14 protein-coding genes and 1 pseudogene are annotated in these 17,087 nt (G+C 63.4%); 12 read left to right on the top strand and 3 right to left on the bottom strand.

Features of this window, described 5'->3' with window-relative positions; all coding sequences use genetic code 11:
• Window positions 1–2: 2 nt before the first annotated feature.
• Complete coding sequence (dinB, locus tag ABID19_RS14695) at window positions 3–1,043, bottom strand: DNA polymerase IV (RefSeq protein WP_354491637.1); 1,041 nt, start codon at window positions 1,041–1,043, stop codon at window positions 3–5.
• Between the two features lie 268 nt (window positions 1,044–1,311).
• Between dinB and ABID19_RS14690 the strand changes: the two genes are divergently transcribed.
• The 7 genes and pseudogenes from ABID19_RS14690 to ABID19_RS14660 all read left to right on the top strand — a co-directional run bounded on the left by ABID19_RS14690 (window position 1,312) and on the right by ABID19_RS14660 (window position 9,518).
• Window positions 1,312–2,073, top strand: a complete 762-nt coding sequence (locus ABID19_RS14690) for an ImuA family protein (protein ID WP_354491487.1) — start codon at window positions 1,312–1,314, stop codon at window positions 2,071–2,073.
• The gene (locus tag ABID19_RS14685) at window positions 1,988–3,508 is read left to right on the top strand and encodes a Y-family DNA polymerase (RefSeq protein WP_354491485.1); all 1,521 of its coding nucleotides are present in this window, start codon (window positions 1,988–1,990) and stop codon (window positions 3,506–3,508) included. Before ABID19_RS14690 ends, ABID19_RS14685 begins: the two co-directional genes overlap by 86 nt.
• A complete protein-coding gene (locus ABID19_RS14680; protein ID WP_354491483.1) occupies window positions 3,505–6,771 on the top strand; it encodes an error-prone DNA polymerase in 3,267 nt (1,088 codons plus the stop codon). The genes ABID19_RS14685 and ABID19_RS14680 overlap by 4 nt, the downstream gene beginning before the upstream one ends.
• Before the next feature lie 242 nt (window positions 6,772–7,013).
• A complete protein-coding gene (locus ABID19_RS14675; protein WP_354491482.1) occupies window positions 7,014–7,913 on the top strand; it encodes a S66 peptidase family protein in 900 nt (299 codons plus the stop codon).
• 90 nt (window positions 7,914–8,003) lie between these two features.
• Window positions 8,004–8,377 (top strand): annotated as a pseudogene (locus ABID19_RS14670) (GFA family protein).
• A gap of 125 nt (window positions 8,378–8,502) precedes the next feature.
• Window positions 8,503–9,006, top strand: a complete 504-nt coding sequence (locus ABID19_RS14665) for a GNAT family N-acetyltransferase (RefSeq protein WP_354491478.1) — start codon at window positions 8,503–8,505, stop codon at window positions 9,004–9,006.
• On the top strand, window positions 9,003–9,518 hold the full coding sequence (locus tag ABID19_RS14660) for an NUDIX domain-containing protein (protein WP_354491477.1): 516 nt from the start codon (window positions 9,003–9,005) through the stop codon (window positions 9,516–9,518). The genes ABID19_RS14665 and ABID19_RS14660 overlap by 4 nt, the downstream gene beginning before the upstream one ends.
• Before the next feature lie 82 nt (window positions 9,519–9,600).
• Here the strand turns inward: ABID19_RS14660 and ABID19_RS14655 are convergent, their stop codons facing one another.
• Complete coding sequence (locus tag ABID19_RS14655; RefSeq protein WP_354491635.1) at window positions 9,601–10,194, bottom strand: SOS response-associated peptidase; 594 nt, start codon at window positions 10,192–10,194, stop codon at window positions 9,601–9,603.
• Window positions 10,195–10,453: 259 nt separating this feature from the next.
• Between ABID19_RS14655 and ABID19_RS14650 the strand changes: the two genes are divergently transcribed.
• The 4 genes from ABID19_RS14650 to ABID19_RS14635 all read left to right on the top strand — a co-directional run bounded on the left by ABID19_RS14650 (window position 10,454) and on the right by ABID19_RS14635 (window position 16,259).
• The gene (locus tag ABID19_RS14650; protein WP_354491476.1) at window positions 10,454–11,650 is read left to right on the top strand and encodes a DUF932 domain-containing protein; all 1,197 of its coding nucleotides are present in this window, start codon (window positions 10,454–10,456) and stop codon (window positions 11,648–11,650) included.
• A gap of 164 nt (window positions 11,651–11,814) precedes the next feature.
• Window positions 11,815–13,908: a ParB/RepB/Spo0J family partition protein gene (locus ABID19_RS14645; RefSeq protein ID WP_354491475.1), complete on the top strand. Its 2,094-nt coding sequence runs from the start codon at window positions 11,815–11,817 to the stop codon at window positions 13,906–13,908.
• Window positions 13,909–13,971: 63 nt separating this feature from the next.
• A complete protein-coding gene (locus ABID19_RS14640; RefSeq protein WP_354491473.1) occupies window positions 13,972–15,009 on the top strand; it encodes a DUF7146 domain-containing protein in 1,038 nt (345 codons plus the stop codon).
• Between the two features lie 317 nt (window positions 15,010–15,326).
• Entirely contained in the window at window positions 15,327–16,259 is a 933-nt protein-coding gene (locus tag ABID19_RS14635; protein WP_354491472.1) for a DUF2493 domain-containing protein, read from the top strand.
• Window positions 16,260–16,312: 53 nt separating this feature from the next.
• Here ABID19_RS14635 and ABID19_RS14630 read toward each other — a convergent pair whose 3' ends face one another.
• The gene (locus ABID19_RS14630; protein WP_354491470.1) at window positions 16,313–16,522 is read right to left on the bottom strand and encodes a hypothetical protein; all 210 of its coding nucleotides are present in this window, start codon (window positions 16,520–16,522) and stop codon (window positions 16,313–16,315) included.
• Window positions 16,523–16,816: 294 nt separating this feature from the next.
• On the opposite strand from ABID19_RS14630, the gene ABID19_RS14625 reads away from it, so the two are divergent.
• Window positions 16,817–16,984: a hypothetical protein gene (locus ABID19_RS14625; RefSeq protein ID WP_354491469.1), complete on the top strand. Its 168-nt coding sequence runs from the start codon at window positions 16,817–16,819 to the stop codon at window positions 16,982–16,984.
• Window positions 16,985–17,087: the final 103 nt, after the last annotated feature.

Here is a 17,087-nt window from a genome sequence, read left to right as displayed (position 1 = left end):
TCCTAGATCGTCAGTGACATCTGCCGATCGGCCTCGGATGCCGTTCCGCTTAGATTTGAAAGTGTCACCCCGAGCAGGCGGATTCCCTTGGCGATCGGAAACAACTGTTCGAGCAGCGTGCCGCTGACGGTCGCTAGGTCGGTTTCGCTCTCGATGACGCCTCCGATCGTGCGGCTGCGTGTGATTTGCTGGAAGTCGGCGAATTTCACCTTCAATGTCACCGTGCGACCCTGGATCGATCTTGCCTCGCAATAGCGCCACACCTTACCGACCAATGGCGCCAGCTCCTTGCGGGCACTTTCGAGATCAAACAGGTCGCTCGCGAAGGTGTCTTCGGCTCCCACGGACTTGCGCTCGCGGTCGGCCCGCACCGGGCGTTCGTCGATGCCCCGGGCGATCCAGTAGTAGTACGGACCCGCCTTCCCGAACTTCTCCTCGAGAAACGCTAGGCTCTGTGCCCGCAGGTCGACACCGGTCTCGATGCCGAGCCGAGCCATTTTGTCGGCAGTCGCAGGGCCGACACCATGAAATTTCCGCACGGCCAAGGCCTCGACAAAGGCGGGACCCTGCTTCGGAGTGATGACGAACAGCCCGTCCGGCTTGTTCTGGCCGGAGGCGAGTTTGGCCAGGAATTTGTTGTAGCTGACACCGGCCGAGGCCGTCAGGCCGGTCTCGGCCTTGATCTTGGCGCGGATCATCTCCGCGATCGTCGTAGCGACCGGAATGCCCTGCAGATTGTCGGTGACGTCGAGATAGGCCTCGTCGAGTGACAGTGGCTCGATCAATGGCGTGTGCTCGGCGAAGATCGAATGAATCTGCTGGGAGACGGCCCGGTAGGCATCAAACCGCGGCGGCACGAAGATCAGGTCGGGGCATTTGCGCTTCGCGGTGATCGAGGGCATGGCCGATCGCACCCCGAACTTTCTGGCCTCATAGCTGGCAGCGGCCACCACCCCGCGTGCCGCCGAGCCGCCGACTGCCACCGGCTTGCCGCGCAAGTCCGGATTGTCGCGCTGTTCGACCGAGGCGAAGAAGGCATCCATGTCGACATGGATGATCTTGCGAAGGAAGGCCGTGCCACCCCCCGCCGCATCCCCTTCTTGGCCGCCGTCAACTCGTTCGCCCACTTCGTCGTCCCTGCGTCACACCTGTCGGCAGTTCAAGATAGACCGCAACTCGAGGGAGTGCAGCCTGGGATCAACTCTCGGAGGGACGCAACGAGTCCGATTGACTCTCGGACACCAAGAGAACAAATAAGGAACATATCAGCCCCGAAATCCATTGGGAAGAGAGTTTGAGAGTGTTTCGTTCATGGGTCAGCCGGCCGCCAGCCCTGCTATCGCCGCACTTCGCGAGCGAATCGCACGCCTCGAAGGCGGGCGGGCGCGCAACCGTGCGACACTTCCGTTCGGCGTTACCACGATCGACAAAGTCTTGCCGGGAGGCGGGCTGGCGCTCGGTGCGCTGCACGAGGTTGCCGGCGGCCGTAACGGGGCGATTGACGGCGCCGCGGCGGCGCTTTTTGCCGCCGGCATTGCCGCCCGCACCAAAGGGAAGGTGCTCTGGTGCGTCACCCGGCAGGATCTCTTCGCCCCTGCCCTCGCCCAGGCCGGGCTGCCGCCCGGCCGCGTCGTCTATGTCGAGGCGGGCGACGAAGCTTCCGTGCTCGCCTGTTTCGAGGAAGGGCTTCGCCATGGCAGTCTAGGCGCCGTCGTTGCCGAACTGGCACGCCTCTCCATGACCGCCTCCCGCCGACTGCAACTCGCCGCCGAAGCCTCCGGCGCCATCGGCATCGCTATCCGCCGTTGGCGACGACAAACCGAAGCGACCGATTTCGGACAACCAACCGCCGCGGTCACCCGCTGGCGGGTCACCGCGCTCCCCTCCCGTCCCTTGCCGGTCCCCGGTATCGGCCGCGCTCGCTGGCAGCTCGAGCTGATCCGGGTACGGGCGGGAGAAAGCGCCGATTTTGAAGTGGAGGCCTGCGATGACAAGGGTCGTCTCGCTCTATTTTCCGACCTGGCCGATCGATCGCCTAAGGCGCGCAATGGGCCAGTCCGCGCCATCGGCTGAAACCCCGATCGTCATGCTCGGCCGGCAGGGAAACCGGCGGCTCGTGCTGGCCGCCGATGCGGCGGCACGCGCCGCCGGCCTGCGCGTGGGCATGCCGGCGAGCAAGGCTCAGGTTCTGGTGCCCAACCTGCAGAGCTTCGATCTTGATCCAGCGGGCGACGCCGAGGCCCTCGAGAGAATGGCACTTTGGTCGCTGCGCTATGCACCGATCGTCGCCGCCGATCCGCCCGATGGCCTCATCATCGACACCACGGGCGCCGACCATCTGCATGGCGGTGAGGAGACGATGCTTGAGGGGCTGGTCTCGCGCATGGCCTCCTCCGGCATCGAGGCACGTGCCGCCGTCGCCGACACCTGGGGGGCCGCTCATGCCTGCGCGCGGTTCCTCGCCCGGCCGACCTTCGTCGCGCCAGCAGGGCAAGCCGCAGCGATCATGCGCGGTCTTCCGATCGGCGCGCTGCGGCTTCCCCACGATATCGTCGAGGGCTTGCTCACACTCGGCTTCGAGCCGGTGGGCGAAGTCGAGGCGGCGCCGCGCGCCTCTCTCACCCTTCGCTTCGGGCCCGAACTCGGCCGTCGGCTGGACCAGGCGATGGGGCGGCGCAGCGAACCCTTCGAGCCCGCCCGCTCTCCCGAACTCATCGAGGTTCGCCAGGCCTTCGGCGAGCCGATCGGCGCCGCCGAGACCATAGCCCGCTATACCGGCAAGCTCGTCGCAACCCTCTGCGAGGCGCTTGAGGCCAAGGGGCTCGGCGCCCGCCGGTTGGACCTGCTGTTTCATCGCGTCGACAACCGCATCGAGGCCATTCGCGTCGGCACCGCCGTGCCAGTGCGCGATGTCAAACGGCTGACTCGTCTCCTGACCGACCGGATCGAGACTGTCGATCCCGGTTTCGGCATTGAGGTGATGACCCTGGCCGCGACGCTCGCCGAGCCCTTCGCAGCCAAGCAGATCATCTCCTCACTGGTCGAGGAGCCGGAGCCCGATATTACCGATCTGATCGACGTGCTTGCCAACCGAATTGGCGAGCAGCGGCTCTACCGCTTTGCCCCGGTCGAGAGTGACGTGCCCGAACGCTCAGTCCGCCGCATCGCCCCGAATGCGCCGGACGAGGGGACGAGTTGGCCCGGTGACTGGCCTCGCCCGCCGCGTCTGCTGACCAACCCCGAACCCATCGAAACGATGGCGCTGCTCCCTGACCATCCGCCGGTCTGGTTCAGTTGGCGCGGTATCCGGCATCGCGTCGCGCGAGCAGACGGGCCTGAACGTGTTTTCGGCGAATGGTGGCAGCGTGATGCCGAACTGATCGCGGTACGCGACTATTTCCAGGTGGAGGACGAGTCCGGCGAACGTTTCTGGATCTATCGCGCCGGTGACGGCGAGGATCCTGGGACCGGTTCCCACAAATGGTTCCTGCATGGGGTCTACGCATGACCACCCAGTGCTATGCCGAATTGCAGGTGACCAGCCATTTCTCGTTCCTCCGCGGCGCCAGCTCTTGCGACGACCTCTTCGCGCAGGCGGCCGCGCTGGGCATTGAGGCTTTGGCAGTCGTCGACCGCAATTCTCTGGCCGGCGTCGTCCGAGCCCATCAGGCCGCCAAGGATACCGGTGTCAGGCTCATCGTCGGGTGCCGCCTCGATCTCGTGAACGGCATCTCCCTGCTCGTCTATCCGACCGATCGAGCCGCCTATTCCCGGCTGTGCCGGCTACTGACCCTGGGCAAGAAACGCGGCGGCAAGGCGAAATGTATTCTCGAGTGGAGCGACCTGGCCGACTATGCGGAGGGTCTCATCGCAGTGCTCGTGCCCGATCGCGCCGACGACACCTGCGCCCTGCAACTGCGTCGCCTGCGGGAAACCTTCAGCGAACGCGCCTATCTGGCACTAACCTTGCGCCGCCGGCCCAACGACCACGTCCGGCTGCACGACCTTTCCAACCTCGCCACCCAAATGCGCGTGCCGACGGTGGTGACGAACGATGTTCTCTTCCACGAACCCGGCCGGCGCATCCTCCAGGATGTGGTGACCGCCATTCGCCACAACATCACCATCGACGAGCTGGGATTCCGGCGCGAGCGCCATGCCGACCGCTATCTCAAGCCACCTGAGGAGATGGCGCGGCTGTTTTCGCGCTACCCGGAAGCCCTCGCGCGCACCGTCGAGATCATGCGGCAATGCCACTTCTCCCTCAACGAACTCGCCTACCAGTACCCGGAGGAGAAGATGCTGCCCGGACTGACAGCGCAGCAGGCGCTCGCACAGCTCACCTGGGAAGGCGCGAAGCGGCGTTATCCAGAGGGTGTGCCTGACAAGGTCGTGGCGCTCATCAAACACGAACTGCGCCTGATCGAAATCCTGCAATACGCTCCGTACTTCCTCACTGTGAACGCCATCGTGCAGTTCGCGCGCAGCAAGGACATCTTGTGCCAAGGCAGAGGCTCGGCCGCCAACTCGGCCGTCTGCTACGTGCTGGGCATCACCAGCATCGATCCCGAGCGCAACAATCTCCTCTTCGAACGCTTCGTCTCGCAGGAGCGCAACGAGCCACCCGACATCGACGTCGATTTCGAGCATGAGCGGCGCGAAATCGTCATGCAGTGGGTCTACGAAACCTACGGCCGTGACCACAGCGCGCTCTGCTCGACCGTGGTGCGCTATCACACCAAAGGCGCCGTCCGCGATATCGGCAAGGCGCTCGGTCTGCCTGAGGACCTCACCAAGCTGCTCTCCTCCCAGGTCTGGGGACATGAGGAAGGCATCGACGAGAAGCGTGCCCAGGATCTCAATCTCAATCTTGGCGACCGGCGCCTTCGCTTGACCCTTGAGCTGGCGCAGGAGCTCGAGGGCACGCCACGCCATCTGTCGCAGCATCCAGGCGGCTTCGTTCTGACCAATGACCGGCTCGACGATCTGGTGCCGATCGAGCCGGCCCGCATGGTCGACCGCCAGGTCATCGAGTGGGACAAGGACGATATCGACATTCTCAAATTCATGAAGGTCGACGTCCTGGCGCTCGGCATGCTCACCTGCATGAAGCGCAGCTTCGATCTGCTGGCCGAGCACAAGGGCATGATCCTCGACCTGGCCACCATCCCGGCCGAAGACCCGGCGACCTATGCCATGATCCGCAAGGCGGACACGATCGGTGTCTTCCAGATCGAGAGCCGCGCCCAGATGTCGATGCTGCCTCGCATCAAGCCGCGCACCTTCTATGACCTCGTCGTCGAGGTCGCCATCGTGCGCCCCGGCCCCATCCAGGGCGACATGGTCCACCCCTATCTTCGTCGCCGGGAGGGCAAGGAGCCGGTCGAGTTCCCTACCCCCGAGCTCGAGCGCGTACTCGGCAAGACTTTGGGCGTCCCGCTGTTCCAGGAGCAGGCCATGCAGGTCGCCATGGTCTGCGCCGGCTTCAGTGCCGGCGAAGCCGACCAGTTGCGCCGCGCCATGGCGACGTTCAAGCACACGGGCGGCGTCAGCAAGTTCCGCGACAAGCTGATCGGCGGCATGATCGCCAACGGCTATACGCCTGAATTCGCGGCGACCACCTTTAAGCAACTCGAAGGCTTCGGCAGCTACGGCTTTCCCGAGAGCCATGCCGCCAGCTTTGCGCTTATCGCTTACGCGTCGAGCTGGATGAAATGCCACCATCCCGATGTATTCTGCTGCGCGCTGCTCAATTCCCAGCCAATGGGCTTCTACCTGCCGGCCCAGATCGTGCGGGATGCCCAAGCCCATGGCGTCGAAATCCGGCCGGTCTGCATCAATGCCAGTCGGTGGGACTGCACGCTGGAGCCGATGGGCGAGGATGGACGCTTCGCCGTCCGTCTCGGCCTGCGCCTGGTCAAGGGGCTAGCGAATGCCGACGCCGCCGCGATCGTTGCGGCCCGTGCCGACGAGCCCTTTGCATCGATCGACGATCTCTGGCAGCGCGCTGGTGTGCCGGCGGCATCTCTGGTCCAACTCGCCGAGGCTGACGCCTTCCGCTCCGATCTGGGTCTCGCGCGCCGCGAGGCGCTATGGGCGCTCAACGGCTTGCGTGACGAACCCCTGCCCCTCTTTGCGGCGGCCTCGGCTCGCGAACAGCAAACCGTTTCGGAAATCCAAGAGCCGGCTATGACACTGCGGCCGATGACGGCCGGCCGGGAAGTCGTCGAGGACTACCGTCACGTCGGACTGACCCTTCGAAACCACCCGCTGTCCTTTCTGCGCGCTGATCTTGCCCGCCGTCGCATCGTCACCTGCCGCGACGCAATGCAGGCGCGTGATGGCCGCTGGCTGGAGGCGGCGGGCCTCGTCCTCGTCCGCCAGCGGCCGGGCTCGGCCAAGGGCGTGATGTTCCTGACCATGGAAGACGAGACCGGCGCCGCCAATGTCGTCGTCTGGGTCAAGGTCTTCGAGAAGTTCCGCCGTGTGCTGCTCTCGTCTTCGATGCTCGCTGTCCGCGGCAAGATTCAGCGCGAGGGCGAGGTGGTGCATCTCGTCGCGCACGAGCTCACCGACCTTTCGGGTGAACTCGCCAGTGTGGGCAACCGCGAGACCCCGTTTCCGCTTCCGCATGGGCGGGGCGACGATGCCCATCATGGTGGGCCTGGAATTGATCCGCGAAGCTTGCCGAAGGGTCTGCGGCCACGGGACCTCGTCGATCCAACGCTGCACGTTGAGCCGATCAAGGTGAAGAATAGAGACTTTCGATAGTGCTCGCATCGTCCGGCCAGCCGTAAACGCAAAAGCGCCGGCTGAGATGGGGTGGTTTCCTGCCACTCGGCTTTGCGCCTGTCGATACAGATAGCCGTCGTTCAACTGTCTTCGGGTACCGCAAAACTCACCATCATCAGGACAATAGTGGGCCCGGTCGAGAAAGGGCTTCCTCCATTTGGGCTCGCGTCATGCGATACTCGTTCCAAGGAATCAGTGATCCGACAGGGAGGGCCGATGGAATGATGCCGCCGAGATTGCGCGTTGGCGACAGGGTCCGTTTTGTCTCGCCTGCAAGCACGCCAGATCGGGAACGGGTATTGCTGGCAGCCGCAGTGCTTGAGAACTGGGGCCTTAAGGTCGATCTCGGCGAGAATGCCTTTCGGAAGTTCGCCTATCTGGCAGGAACCGACGAAGAGCGATTGGCGGATTTCAATGCTGCCCTCCGCGATCCGGACATTCGTGCAATCATCGCAACTCGGGGCGGCAAGGGATCCTATCGCATCGCTGATCGGCTGGATTTCGAGGCTGCCAGGCACGACCCGAAGTTTGTTGTCGGCTTCAGTGACATCAGCATCCTTCACTTTAGCCTGTGGAAACACTGCCAATTGATCGGCATCCACGGCGCACTCTATGGCTGTGACGGCGGGCAGATTGCCGAGGAAACCAGCTCTTCTCTCCAAAGACTCCTGATGAGGTCTGAAAATGTCGTCATCTTTTCCCGAGAAGAAGAGGCGACATCCGCTCTTACGACCACAGGAACAGCTTCGGGACGTCTGATTGGCGGAAACCTCGACATGATCGCGACCGCCGCAGGTTGGGCCCTGCCTGACCTGAATGGAGCAATCCTCTTAATGGAGGCGGTCGAGATGTATCTCGGCCAGGTCGACAGGCATCTGACGATGCTTCGTAAGGGCGGGCACTTGGCTGGCGTAGTGGGAATCGCGGTAGGTCAATTCACAAATTTCAAACCAAGCAGTGGCATAACGATCATCGATTTACTCCGCGACCATCTCGGCGATCTCAATGTTCCCATTCTCGGCGGGTTGCCTTTGGGCCATGGGTACAGCCCCTTGTCGGTCCCGATTGGTTCGATGGCATTGCTCGATACGGCAGCCCGGAAGCTCATCATTGAGCAATAATACGGAGGCGGTCCATGTCGTGTTTGGGTGCCGTTGCGATCTCTGGCTCAACAGAAATACTGATAGGGTGAAGAAAAAAGGGGGACCGCCATGGCGAGACTGGCTACCCGTGCTTGCGGAAGCCTCCGCGTGACCTGCGCGGGCGAGCCGAGCAAAGTATCATTGTGTCACTGCCTTGCATGTCAGAAGCGGACCGGCAGCACCTACGGTGTTGCTGCTTTTTTGACCGGAAAGATGTTCAAGTAGGAGGCCCGAGCAAGTGCTACTCACGCCAGTCCGATAGCGGCTTTCCGGTGAGATTTCACTTTTGTCCTGACTGCGGCTCGACGGTTTTTTGGGAGCCTCAGCGCAAGCCGGACGTCATCGCCGTCGGTGTTGGTTCGTTTGCCGATCCAGACTTCCCCGCGCCAACACAGGCCGTCTATGATCAATACCGGCATCCATGGGTCAACAATACTAACTGAGACCGCGCTACAGACACTTCTACCGGAGCAGAGTTTCCACACAGCCTCGGTGGAAAGCGGACATTCAATGTGAGACGATCACGCAGCGCGCTGTAGGCGCGGAGTGGCAAGTCAGAGAGATCGCTTTGCTCATTCGCCCCGAAGAGCCTCGAGATTATCAGTCAATTCATCAGCTTACCATTCGTGCCTTCGCGCCAATGTCTTTCAGCGATGGAACGGAAGCCCCGTTAATTGATCTCCTGCGGGAAAGTGGGGATCTGACAATTTCCCTGGTCGCTGAAGTCCGAGGAAAGTTGGCGGGACATGTGGCGTTCTCTCCGGTTGCAATCGACGGCAAACATGATGGCTGGTTTGGACTGGGACCGATTTCGGTTGAACCGGAACGCCAGAGGCAGGGAATTGGCCGAGCGCTGGTCAAAGCCGGTCTAAAGCTGCTCGAAGAGGATGGGGCGAGAGGCTGTGTTCTGACGGGGAATCCCGCAATCTACAGCCGTTTCGGGTTCAAGAGTGACGGGCAGCTAACTTACGGACAAATCGATCCTCGTGAGGTCCAGTGGATCGTTTTCAATGGCGATCCGCCTATCGGCATTCTGGATTTTGCGCCTGCTTTTGGCGCCCAGCACAGTTGATCTGGCAGATGCGCTTCAATGTTATTGTGGGTGAGCGAATGACATTTAGACAGGATCAGTTTTTCCAAGCAGTCGCGTCACGGCGCATTCCACGAGTTCGCGTAGCGGGGATTGTGGTGGACTGCGGGAGCGTGCTTGTTCAGCAGCCGACCGACGATCCGAGCGCTTGTTATGCCTTCATTGGGGGTGAATACGAACTGGGCGATACGTTCGAGACCCGGCTGAAGAAAGAGTTCGAAGAAGAGACAAACGTGCGGCTCGTCGAATGTGAGTATCTATTTTGCGTCGAGAACCACTTTCGACACCGGGGCAATGCCATTCAACCGGCAGAGCACTTCTTCTTGGTCAAGCTGGATCGGCGAGATGCGGAGAGCCACGAGCCCCATCTGCGCCAGCATTGGATACCCATTGCAGAGCTTGCCTCGGCTGATCTGCGTCCCCACATCGTGCGGGATGCTTTGATAGACGGGACTTATTTGACCAGCCGTTACCTGCTTCAAAAAGAAGGTTGAGATTAGACGCCATTGTCCGCAATGGTTCGCAAGCTGCCGGTGGAATGAGCCCATTCCGGCCGTTTGGCCTGCCCACGCGGCCCTAGTCCGACCCCTGCCGAACGGTTTCAACAGCGAGCGAGCCCTCCGGCAAGGGGCGCAGCAGTTCGGCTTCTGTCTTCGTCAGGTAGATCCAGTGCGCCCAGTCGGTGGGACGCAGGACCACCACCTGGCGGTCGTGATAAGCAACAATATCGGGACCAGGTTCGGTGGTCAGCATGGCGAAGGCCGGGCTGGAGCCATCTGCGCCTTCGCGCCATATGCCGGCGATCGCCATGAATGGCGCATCGTTCAGCGTGAACCGATGTTTTGCTTTCGGGTATTTCTTGCCCGTGAATTCGAAGAAGGCCGATGCAGGGATGAGGCATCGGTTGCTCTTGTCGAAATGCCGGCCGTCAGAGCGGTAGTTGAAGACTGGGCCACCCTTCGGATTGGATGGCGGGAAGCTGAAATTCATTGGCACCAATTCAATGCCGTTGCCGGCAGCGCGCATCACCGGCGCCATGTCATTGATCCGGATGTCGTCGCTTTCTGGCAAATCGAGTTCGGTCTGTTGCGTCGGGATGCCAAGCTCGAGCGCCTGCATCATCTGGACGTATTCGACCCATTTCACATGCTGTTCGTAGGCATTGCACATGCCGCGCACTCTATCGCGAAACGCAAATGAGTCGAGGTGGGCGTCCCTTCGGGCCGGGCTCTCGGCTGACGCTGAAGCCCCGCTCTGCGGGTCTTCACCCTTCGGGCTTCCATCCCTGACGCGGCACGGCGCCGACAGCGCGTAGCCCCCTCCTCTCAGTGTCGGTCTTGCGCATCGCGAGAGTGAGAGGGCGGTTTGGAGGGCCATGACGGCGAAGGGCTGGGAGAGAGGCTTCCGGCGCCCGTCATGGAGAACTCTCATGAACAATTCAGTGACTATCGATGCCGGCCGCGACGCGCCCGGCGGCTACAAGGTGGATGCGAGCCGCGGCGAGCGCATCGGGCGTGTTTCCTCGGAGTGGTTCAACCGCCCGGCTGATGAGCGCTACCTCTCGCTGTCCGCGTTGATGGCTTCTGTGCAGGGGCGGTCCGAGCGCAGCCGGACCCGTACCGTCGACAGCGCCGCGATCCGGGTCGAAGCCAGCCGCGACGATGCCGAGCGGCTTGCCCTTGTGCTTCCGGGTGCCGACAGGCCGGTCGCCCCGACGCATTGGAGCTTTGGTCAACTCGCCGGCATTGTGGGCGCGCCGGCGACCTATCTGCGTCAACTTCCGGCACCGCTCGCCGGTATCAACCTGCAATATGGCCTGACCGCGCACCGCGCCGAGCAGGTCAAGACGCTCGAGGTCGAGAACGGGCGCGTCGAGCTCCGCGCCGTCACCGGCCCAGACTATGGGCGCATCTATGATCACGAACTGGTTGCGGCCGTGCAGAAGATCGCCGGCAATGGCACCGGCGACACGCGTTGGAAGATCCCCGGCGTGCTCGACTGGTCGACCGGTATCTACAATCCCCGTGTCGACATCACCTCGGATACCACCACGCTGTATGCTTCGGATCGCGACGTATTCCTTTTCCTGGTCGATGACCTCAACCCAATCGAAGCAGGCAGGCTGCCGGACGGCTCGCCCGATCTCTACTTCCGGGGTTTCTATTGCTGGAATTCCGAGGTCGGCGCGAAAACGCTCGGCATCGCCAGCTTCTACCTTCGCGCCGTGTGCCAGAACCGCAATCTCTGGGGCGTCGAGGATTTCGAGGAGATCACCATCCGCCACTCCAAATATGCCGCCTCACGATTCGCACACCAGGCGGCGCCGGCGCTGACCCGTTTCGCCAACTCCTCGCCCATGCCATTCGTCAACGGCATCCGGGCGGCGCGCGAAAAGATCGTCGCCCGCAGCGACGAGGATCGCATGGAGTTCCTCCGCAAGCGCGGATTCTCCAAGGCGGACACAGCGAAGATCATCGAGACCGTGCTCGCCGAGGAAGGACGCAAGCCCGCGAGCGTCTTCGATTTCGTGCAGGGCATCACCGCCGTGGCGCGGGACAAGCCGCACCAGGATGCCCGGCTCGACCTGGAGGGCAAGGCCAAGAAGCTCCTCGACAGGGTCGCCTGATTTCAGCAAAGCCGGCGATGCGGATTTACGTGACTCCGGTTGCGTGCCTTTCCGGGAGCCAGGATTTGCGGCGCCGTCCCTCAGAGTGAGAGGGCGGCGCCGATTTTCGTGACGGGTTGGAGGCCGAGAGAGGTTCCCGGCCGCCCGTCGCGGAGTACATCCCAATGGCTACTGCCAAGAAGAAGCCCACCATCACCCTGTCGCCCTCCCGCGACGTGCCTTTCAACCAGCTCGTGCTGAGCCAGTCCAATGTCCGGCGCATCAAGGCCGGTGTCTCGGTCGAGGAACTCGCCGAGGACATCGCCCGCCGGGGCATCCTACAGGGTCTCACCGTCCGCCCGGTCGTCGATGAAAACGGCACTGAGACCGGCATGTTCGAAGTGCCGGCCGGCGGCAGGCGTTTCCGGGCGCTGGAACTGCTCGTCAAGCAGAAGCGCCTGGCCAAGACCGCGCCAGTCCCCTGTGTCGTCCGCGAGGGCGGCATTGCGGAGGAGGACTCTCTAGCAGAGAACGTCCAGCGCGCGCCGCTGCATCCGCTCGACCAGTTCCGGGCGTTTCTCACCCTGCGCGAGAAGGGTCAGGCCGAGGAGGAAATCGCCGCGGCGTTCTTCGTCTCGGTGAACGTGGTCAAGCAGCGCCTCAAGCTCGCATCGGTCTCTCCGGTGCTGCTCGATATCTATGCCGAAGACGGCATGACGCTCGCCCAACTCGAAGCGTTCACCGTCTCGGGCGACCACGCTCGCCAAGAGCAGGTGTTCGAGCGGCTGAAGGCTTCCTACGACAAGTCGGCGTATGCCATCCGGCGTATGCTAACCGAAGGCGCCATCCGTGCCTCCGACAAGCGCGCCCAGTTCATCGGCCTCGACGCCTATGTAGAAGCCGGCGGCACGGTGCTGCGTGACCTGTTCGAGGGTGACGATGGTGGCTGGCTGCGGGATGTCGCCGTCGTCGACCAGATGGTGGCCGACAAGCTCAACTCCGAATCCGAGGCGATTGCCGCCGAGGGCTGGAAATGGACCGAGGCCGCGCCTGACTTTGCCTATGGGCACACCTATGGTCTGCGGCGGCTCCATGGTGAACCCGTGCCGCTCACGGCCGAGGAGGAAGCCACGCGCGACGCGCTCAAGGCCGAGTTCGACCGCCTCGTCGCGGAGCATGAAGGCGCGGACGAGCTTCCCGACGAGGTCGACGAGCGGCTCGGCGAACTAGAGACAGCACTCGAGTCCTTCGACGAACGGCCGCTATCCTTCGATGCCGATGAAATCGGTCGTGCCGGCGCCTTCATCAGCATCGCAGGCGATGGTTGCCTGCGCGTCGATCGGGGCTATGTCCGGCCCGAGGATGAAGCACCAGCCGAACCCGAGAATGCGTCCGATGGCGCAACGGGTAAGGAAGAGACAGTCGGCGACGATGCCGATGGCGACCACAATACCAACAGTGACGCCGTGCCCGAGCCAGAGGAAGACGAGGGTCTTTCGCCGATCTCCGACCGTCTGATGACGGAATTGACGGCGCATCGAACGCTCGGTCTCCGGCACGCCCTCGGCGAGCATCCCGATATCGCCTTCCACGCAGCGCTGCATGCCCTGACGCTTAAGGTCTTCTACCACTATGGCTCGGATAGCTGCCTTGAGCTGGACCTCAAGACCGTCAGCTTCGGCGCCCAGGCGCCAGGGCTGAACGACAGCGTCTCCGCCGAGGCGATCCATGCCCGGCATGAGAGCTGGACGAAGGCCTTGCCGAAGGACTCGACTGGCCTCTGGGACGCGCTGGGCGACTGGGACAGTGACAGCCGCGCGGCTCTGTTCGCGCATGTCGTCAGCCTCTCGGTCAATGGCGTCAGCGAGGCCTGGAACCGTCGGCCGCGGGCGCTCGTCCATGCCGATCAGTTGGCGGAAGCCATCGACCTCGACATGTCGGCGCGCTGGAAGCCGACCGTCGACACGTTCCTCGGTCGCGTGACCAAGGCGCGCATCCTTCAGGCCGTTGCCGAAGCGAAGGGCCAGCGCGCTGCCGACCGGATCGCCCATCTCAAGAAGGGCGACATGGCGACGGAGGCGACGACGCTGCTTAACGGCACCGGCTGGTTGCCCGAGCCGCTCCGTACGCCGGGCCGCGAGACGGTCACCGACATGTCGGCTGTGGAACTGGCCGTCGTAGAGACGGCGGAGGTAGCGGACGAAACGGCCATGGCTGATGACGACGGCATCGCCGATGATGACGAGGTCGGCGTCGAAGCGATTATGGCTGCCGAATAGTCCTCTCGACCCTACGACTGGCCCGTCGGCAACGGCGGGCCTTTCTTTTTGAAGGAGGTCACCATGCGCGAACCGCCGCATGAGCTGGCACGCCGCCTCGCCGACCGGGCCGAGGCGGTCTGCCGGCATTATCTCTCCAATGGCCGCCGCCAGGGGAACTATTGGACCGTCGGCGATGTGCGCAACACGCCTGGTCGCTCCATGTTCGTCCGACTTGCGGACTCCGCAAGAGGTTCGGCCGGACACTGGACCGACGCCGCTACCGGCGAGCATGGCGATCTGCTCGACGTGGTGCGCGAGGCGCTTGGACTCAGAGCTTTCGCAGATGTCGCCAAGGAAGCCCGGGCCTTTCTCGGCCTGTCGCATGAAGCAGCGCGTCTGGCATCTCCTGTCCGGCAGAGTGTCCAGGCTCCAGCCGGCTCATCGGAGGCAGCCCGCCGGCTGGTGGGCATGTCGCAGCCGATCATCGGAACCATCGTGGAAACGTACCTCCGTGAACGTGGCATTACGACTTTGCACGGAACCGGATCGCTCCGGTTTCATCCACGCTGCTACTATCGGCCTGACGACCATGGACCGACCGAAACCTGGCCGGCGATGATCGCCGCAGTCACCGATCTCGATGGGCGGCTGACCGGCGCGCACCGGACCTGGCTTGCGCCGGACGGTCTGGGCAAGGCACCCGTCGACACACCGCGCCGGGCGATGGGCGATCTGTTGGGCAACGCCGTCCGCTTCGGAGTGCCCGGCAGCGTCATGGCAGCGGGCGAAGGCATCGAGACGACGCTTTCGCTCAGATGCGCCCTGCCCGACATGTCCATGGCGGCAGCTCTCTCGGCGGCGCATCTCGCTGCCATCCTGTTCCCGCCGACGCTGAACCGGCTCTACATCATCCGCGACAACGATCCGGCCGGTGACGGTGCCCGCGACAGCCTGATCGAGCGGGCGATCGATGCCGGGATCGAGGCGATCGTCCTCTCGCCGAGGATGGAGGACTTCAACGATGATCTCCGCTACTTGGGCCTCGCCGCGCTTCGCAAGTCGGTCGCGGACCAACTGGTTCGCCGGGATCGCTATCGTTTCCTCGAACGTGTGGCCTGAACCGGGATGGAGCGCGCGCCCTGCGGTTCACGAAGCCGGCGTCACGCGGACAGGAGCCACCGCCGGAGAGAGCCACGACCGGCCTTCGAGAGGGCGATCGGGCCCACAAACGGTCCGGCCAGGCAATGGCGCCGGCCGACTATTTTCCGGCGGCGGCTGCGCCGCCTTTCCATCGCGAGGCAAAATAGGCGGCCTCTGCCATCCTCCGCTGCCGCTCCGGCCCTCCGCGTCGCTCCGGGTGCGAGGCCATCCCGCCCGTGGGCTTTCGTCGCCATGAAGACCGCGAGGGGTCGCGGTCCCACCGACGGGAACATCCCATGAGCGCACACGACGACTCCGAACCGCACCACGCAGCGTCGCCCACCGATCACGTCCTCACCGAACTCCAGCTCTATGGCTGGCGCGCATTTGCGGATGAGCCCGACCCGCGGCCACTCCCCGATGGCGATCATGTGGCCGGAGCCGTGGCCGACATCTTCGACGCCCTCCTCGCCAACCTGGCCGATACGCGCCTCGAACCCGACCTCGACGACCTGCTCTGGTCCATCGCCAACGTCTTCCACCGCGCCGTGATGCGGATCGAGCGGCAACTGGACGACAACGAGCAGGCGCAGCGCCGGCTGCAGCGCGAACAGGACGGCACCGAGATCAAGGCGGTCGAGCTCGAAAACCTCACAGCGCAAGGCCAGACCATGATCGAACGGCGCGACGCCTTCGAGCTGATGCGCGACCAGGCCGGCGACCACTACGAGCAGCACACCGGATCGGCCTGGCGGCCGCGCACCGGATCGATGGTCAACCACCGGCATCTCACCTCGGCGATGATCGACAGCCGCGACTTCCTTGCCGCCCGACGTAAGGCCGACACCGAGGTGATGCTACCCACAGGCCCGAAGATCGCCCTGACGGGCGGGCTCGACTTCAACGATCACCAGCTCATCTGGGACGTCCTCGACAAGGTTCACGCCAAGCACCCCGACATGGTGTTGTTGCACGGTGGATCGCCCAAAGGAGCCGAATTGATCGCGGCCAAGTGGGCCGACAATCGCAACGTGCAGCAGGTCGCCTTCAAGCCCGATTGGACCAAGCACGCCAAGGCCGCACCTTTCAGACGCAATGATCAGATGCTGGGCGTCATGCCGATCGGCATCATCGTCTTTCCGGGCACCGGCATCCAGGACAACTTCGCCGACAAGGCGAGAAAGCTCGGCATCAATGCCTACGACTTCCGCAAGAAGGACGGCGGGTGAGGGCCGCTGTATTTCCGCAAAGCCGTATCGCCATTTCCACCGAAAATCGGCTTTCAGTCTGGTTTGCCCGTCACCCCGACACGGGCAGCGCGTGCATAGTGCTCCAGTTCCGCATCGCCATCGATCAGCTGGTCCAGCAGCGCTTTCATGTCGCTTTGATCTGATGATGACTGAAACGGCCCCGGCTGTCGCTCGATCGCCAGCACCGCGATGGCCAACGCCTTCTTCACTAAATGCAGATCGCGATCCTTGAATTCTGCCATAACAGCATTCCTCCCAAACGATCTGACCGATACCCCGCGCCGATGGCAGAAAGGGGCAATGGGCGTTCAGGGCTCGTGACACAGGCTCCTGGGCAAGCGAACACCTCCCCCGCTCCAAGAGCGCTGATCCTTGGTCCGGCCCATGCCCTGACGCCATCAACCCGTAAAGGGTCCGCTACGCGGGCGCGCGGCCTTGAGGCTTCGCCCCTGCGGTGATTGCGGCCACGGGCCGGACACATCGGGCGCCTGTCGCGCGGGGGATGGTCTCCCGCCTTCAAGGACAGGAGCCGAACAATGTCACTCAACGACGCTCACGCCTTCGCCTTCAGCCTCGCCGTAACCCTCATGGTCACCATCGTCATCTTTCAGGCCGGCGACGGCAGCCTCGGCGTCATGCCCGCCAGTGAATACGATGGCGATACCGCCGCCATCGTCCACGAGATCGATCCTTTCGCCTCGTGACGAGGCACCTCGCCGCGGGAGCGGAAGTCCTGCCGGATTCCGCTCCCGCGGCCGCTCATCTTCGGCTATAGTTCAGACTGCGCCGTGGTGGTGGTGGAGGCGC

The organism is Mesorhizobium robiniae (assembly GCF_040545535.1).
Lineage (GTDB): Bacteria > Pseudomonadota > Alphaproteobacteria > Rhizobiales > Rhizobiaceae > Mesorhizobium > Mesorhizobium robiniae.
Note: the sequence above shows the minus strand (reverse complement) of the source record. Positions and strands in the feature narration are given on the sequence as shown.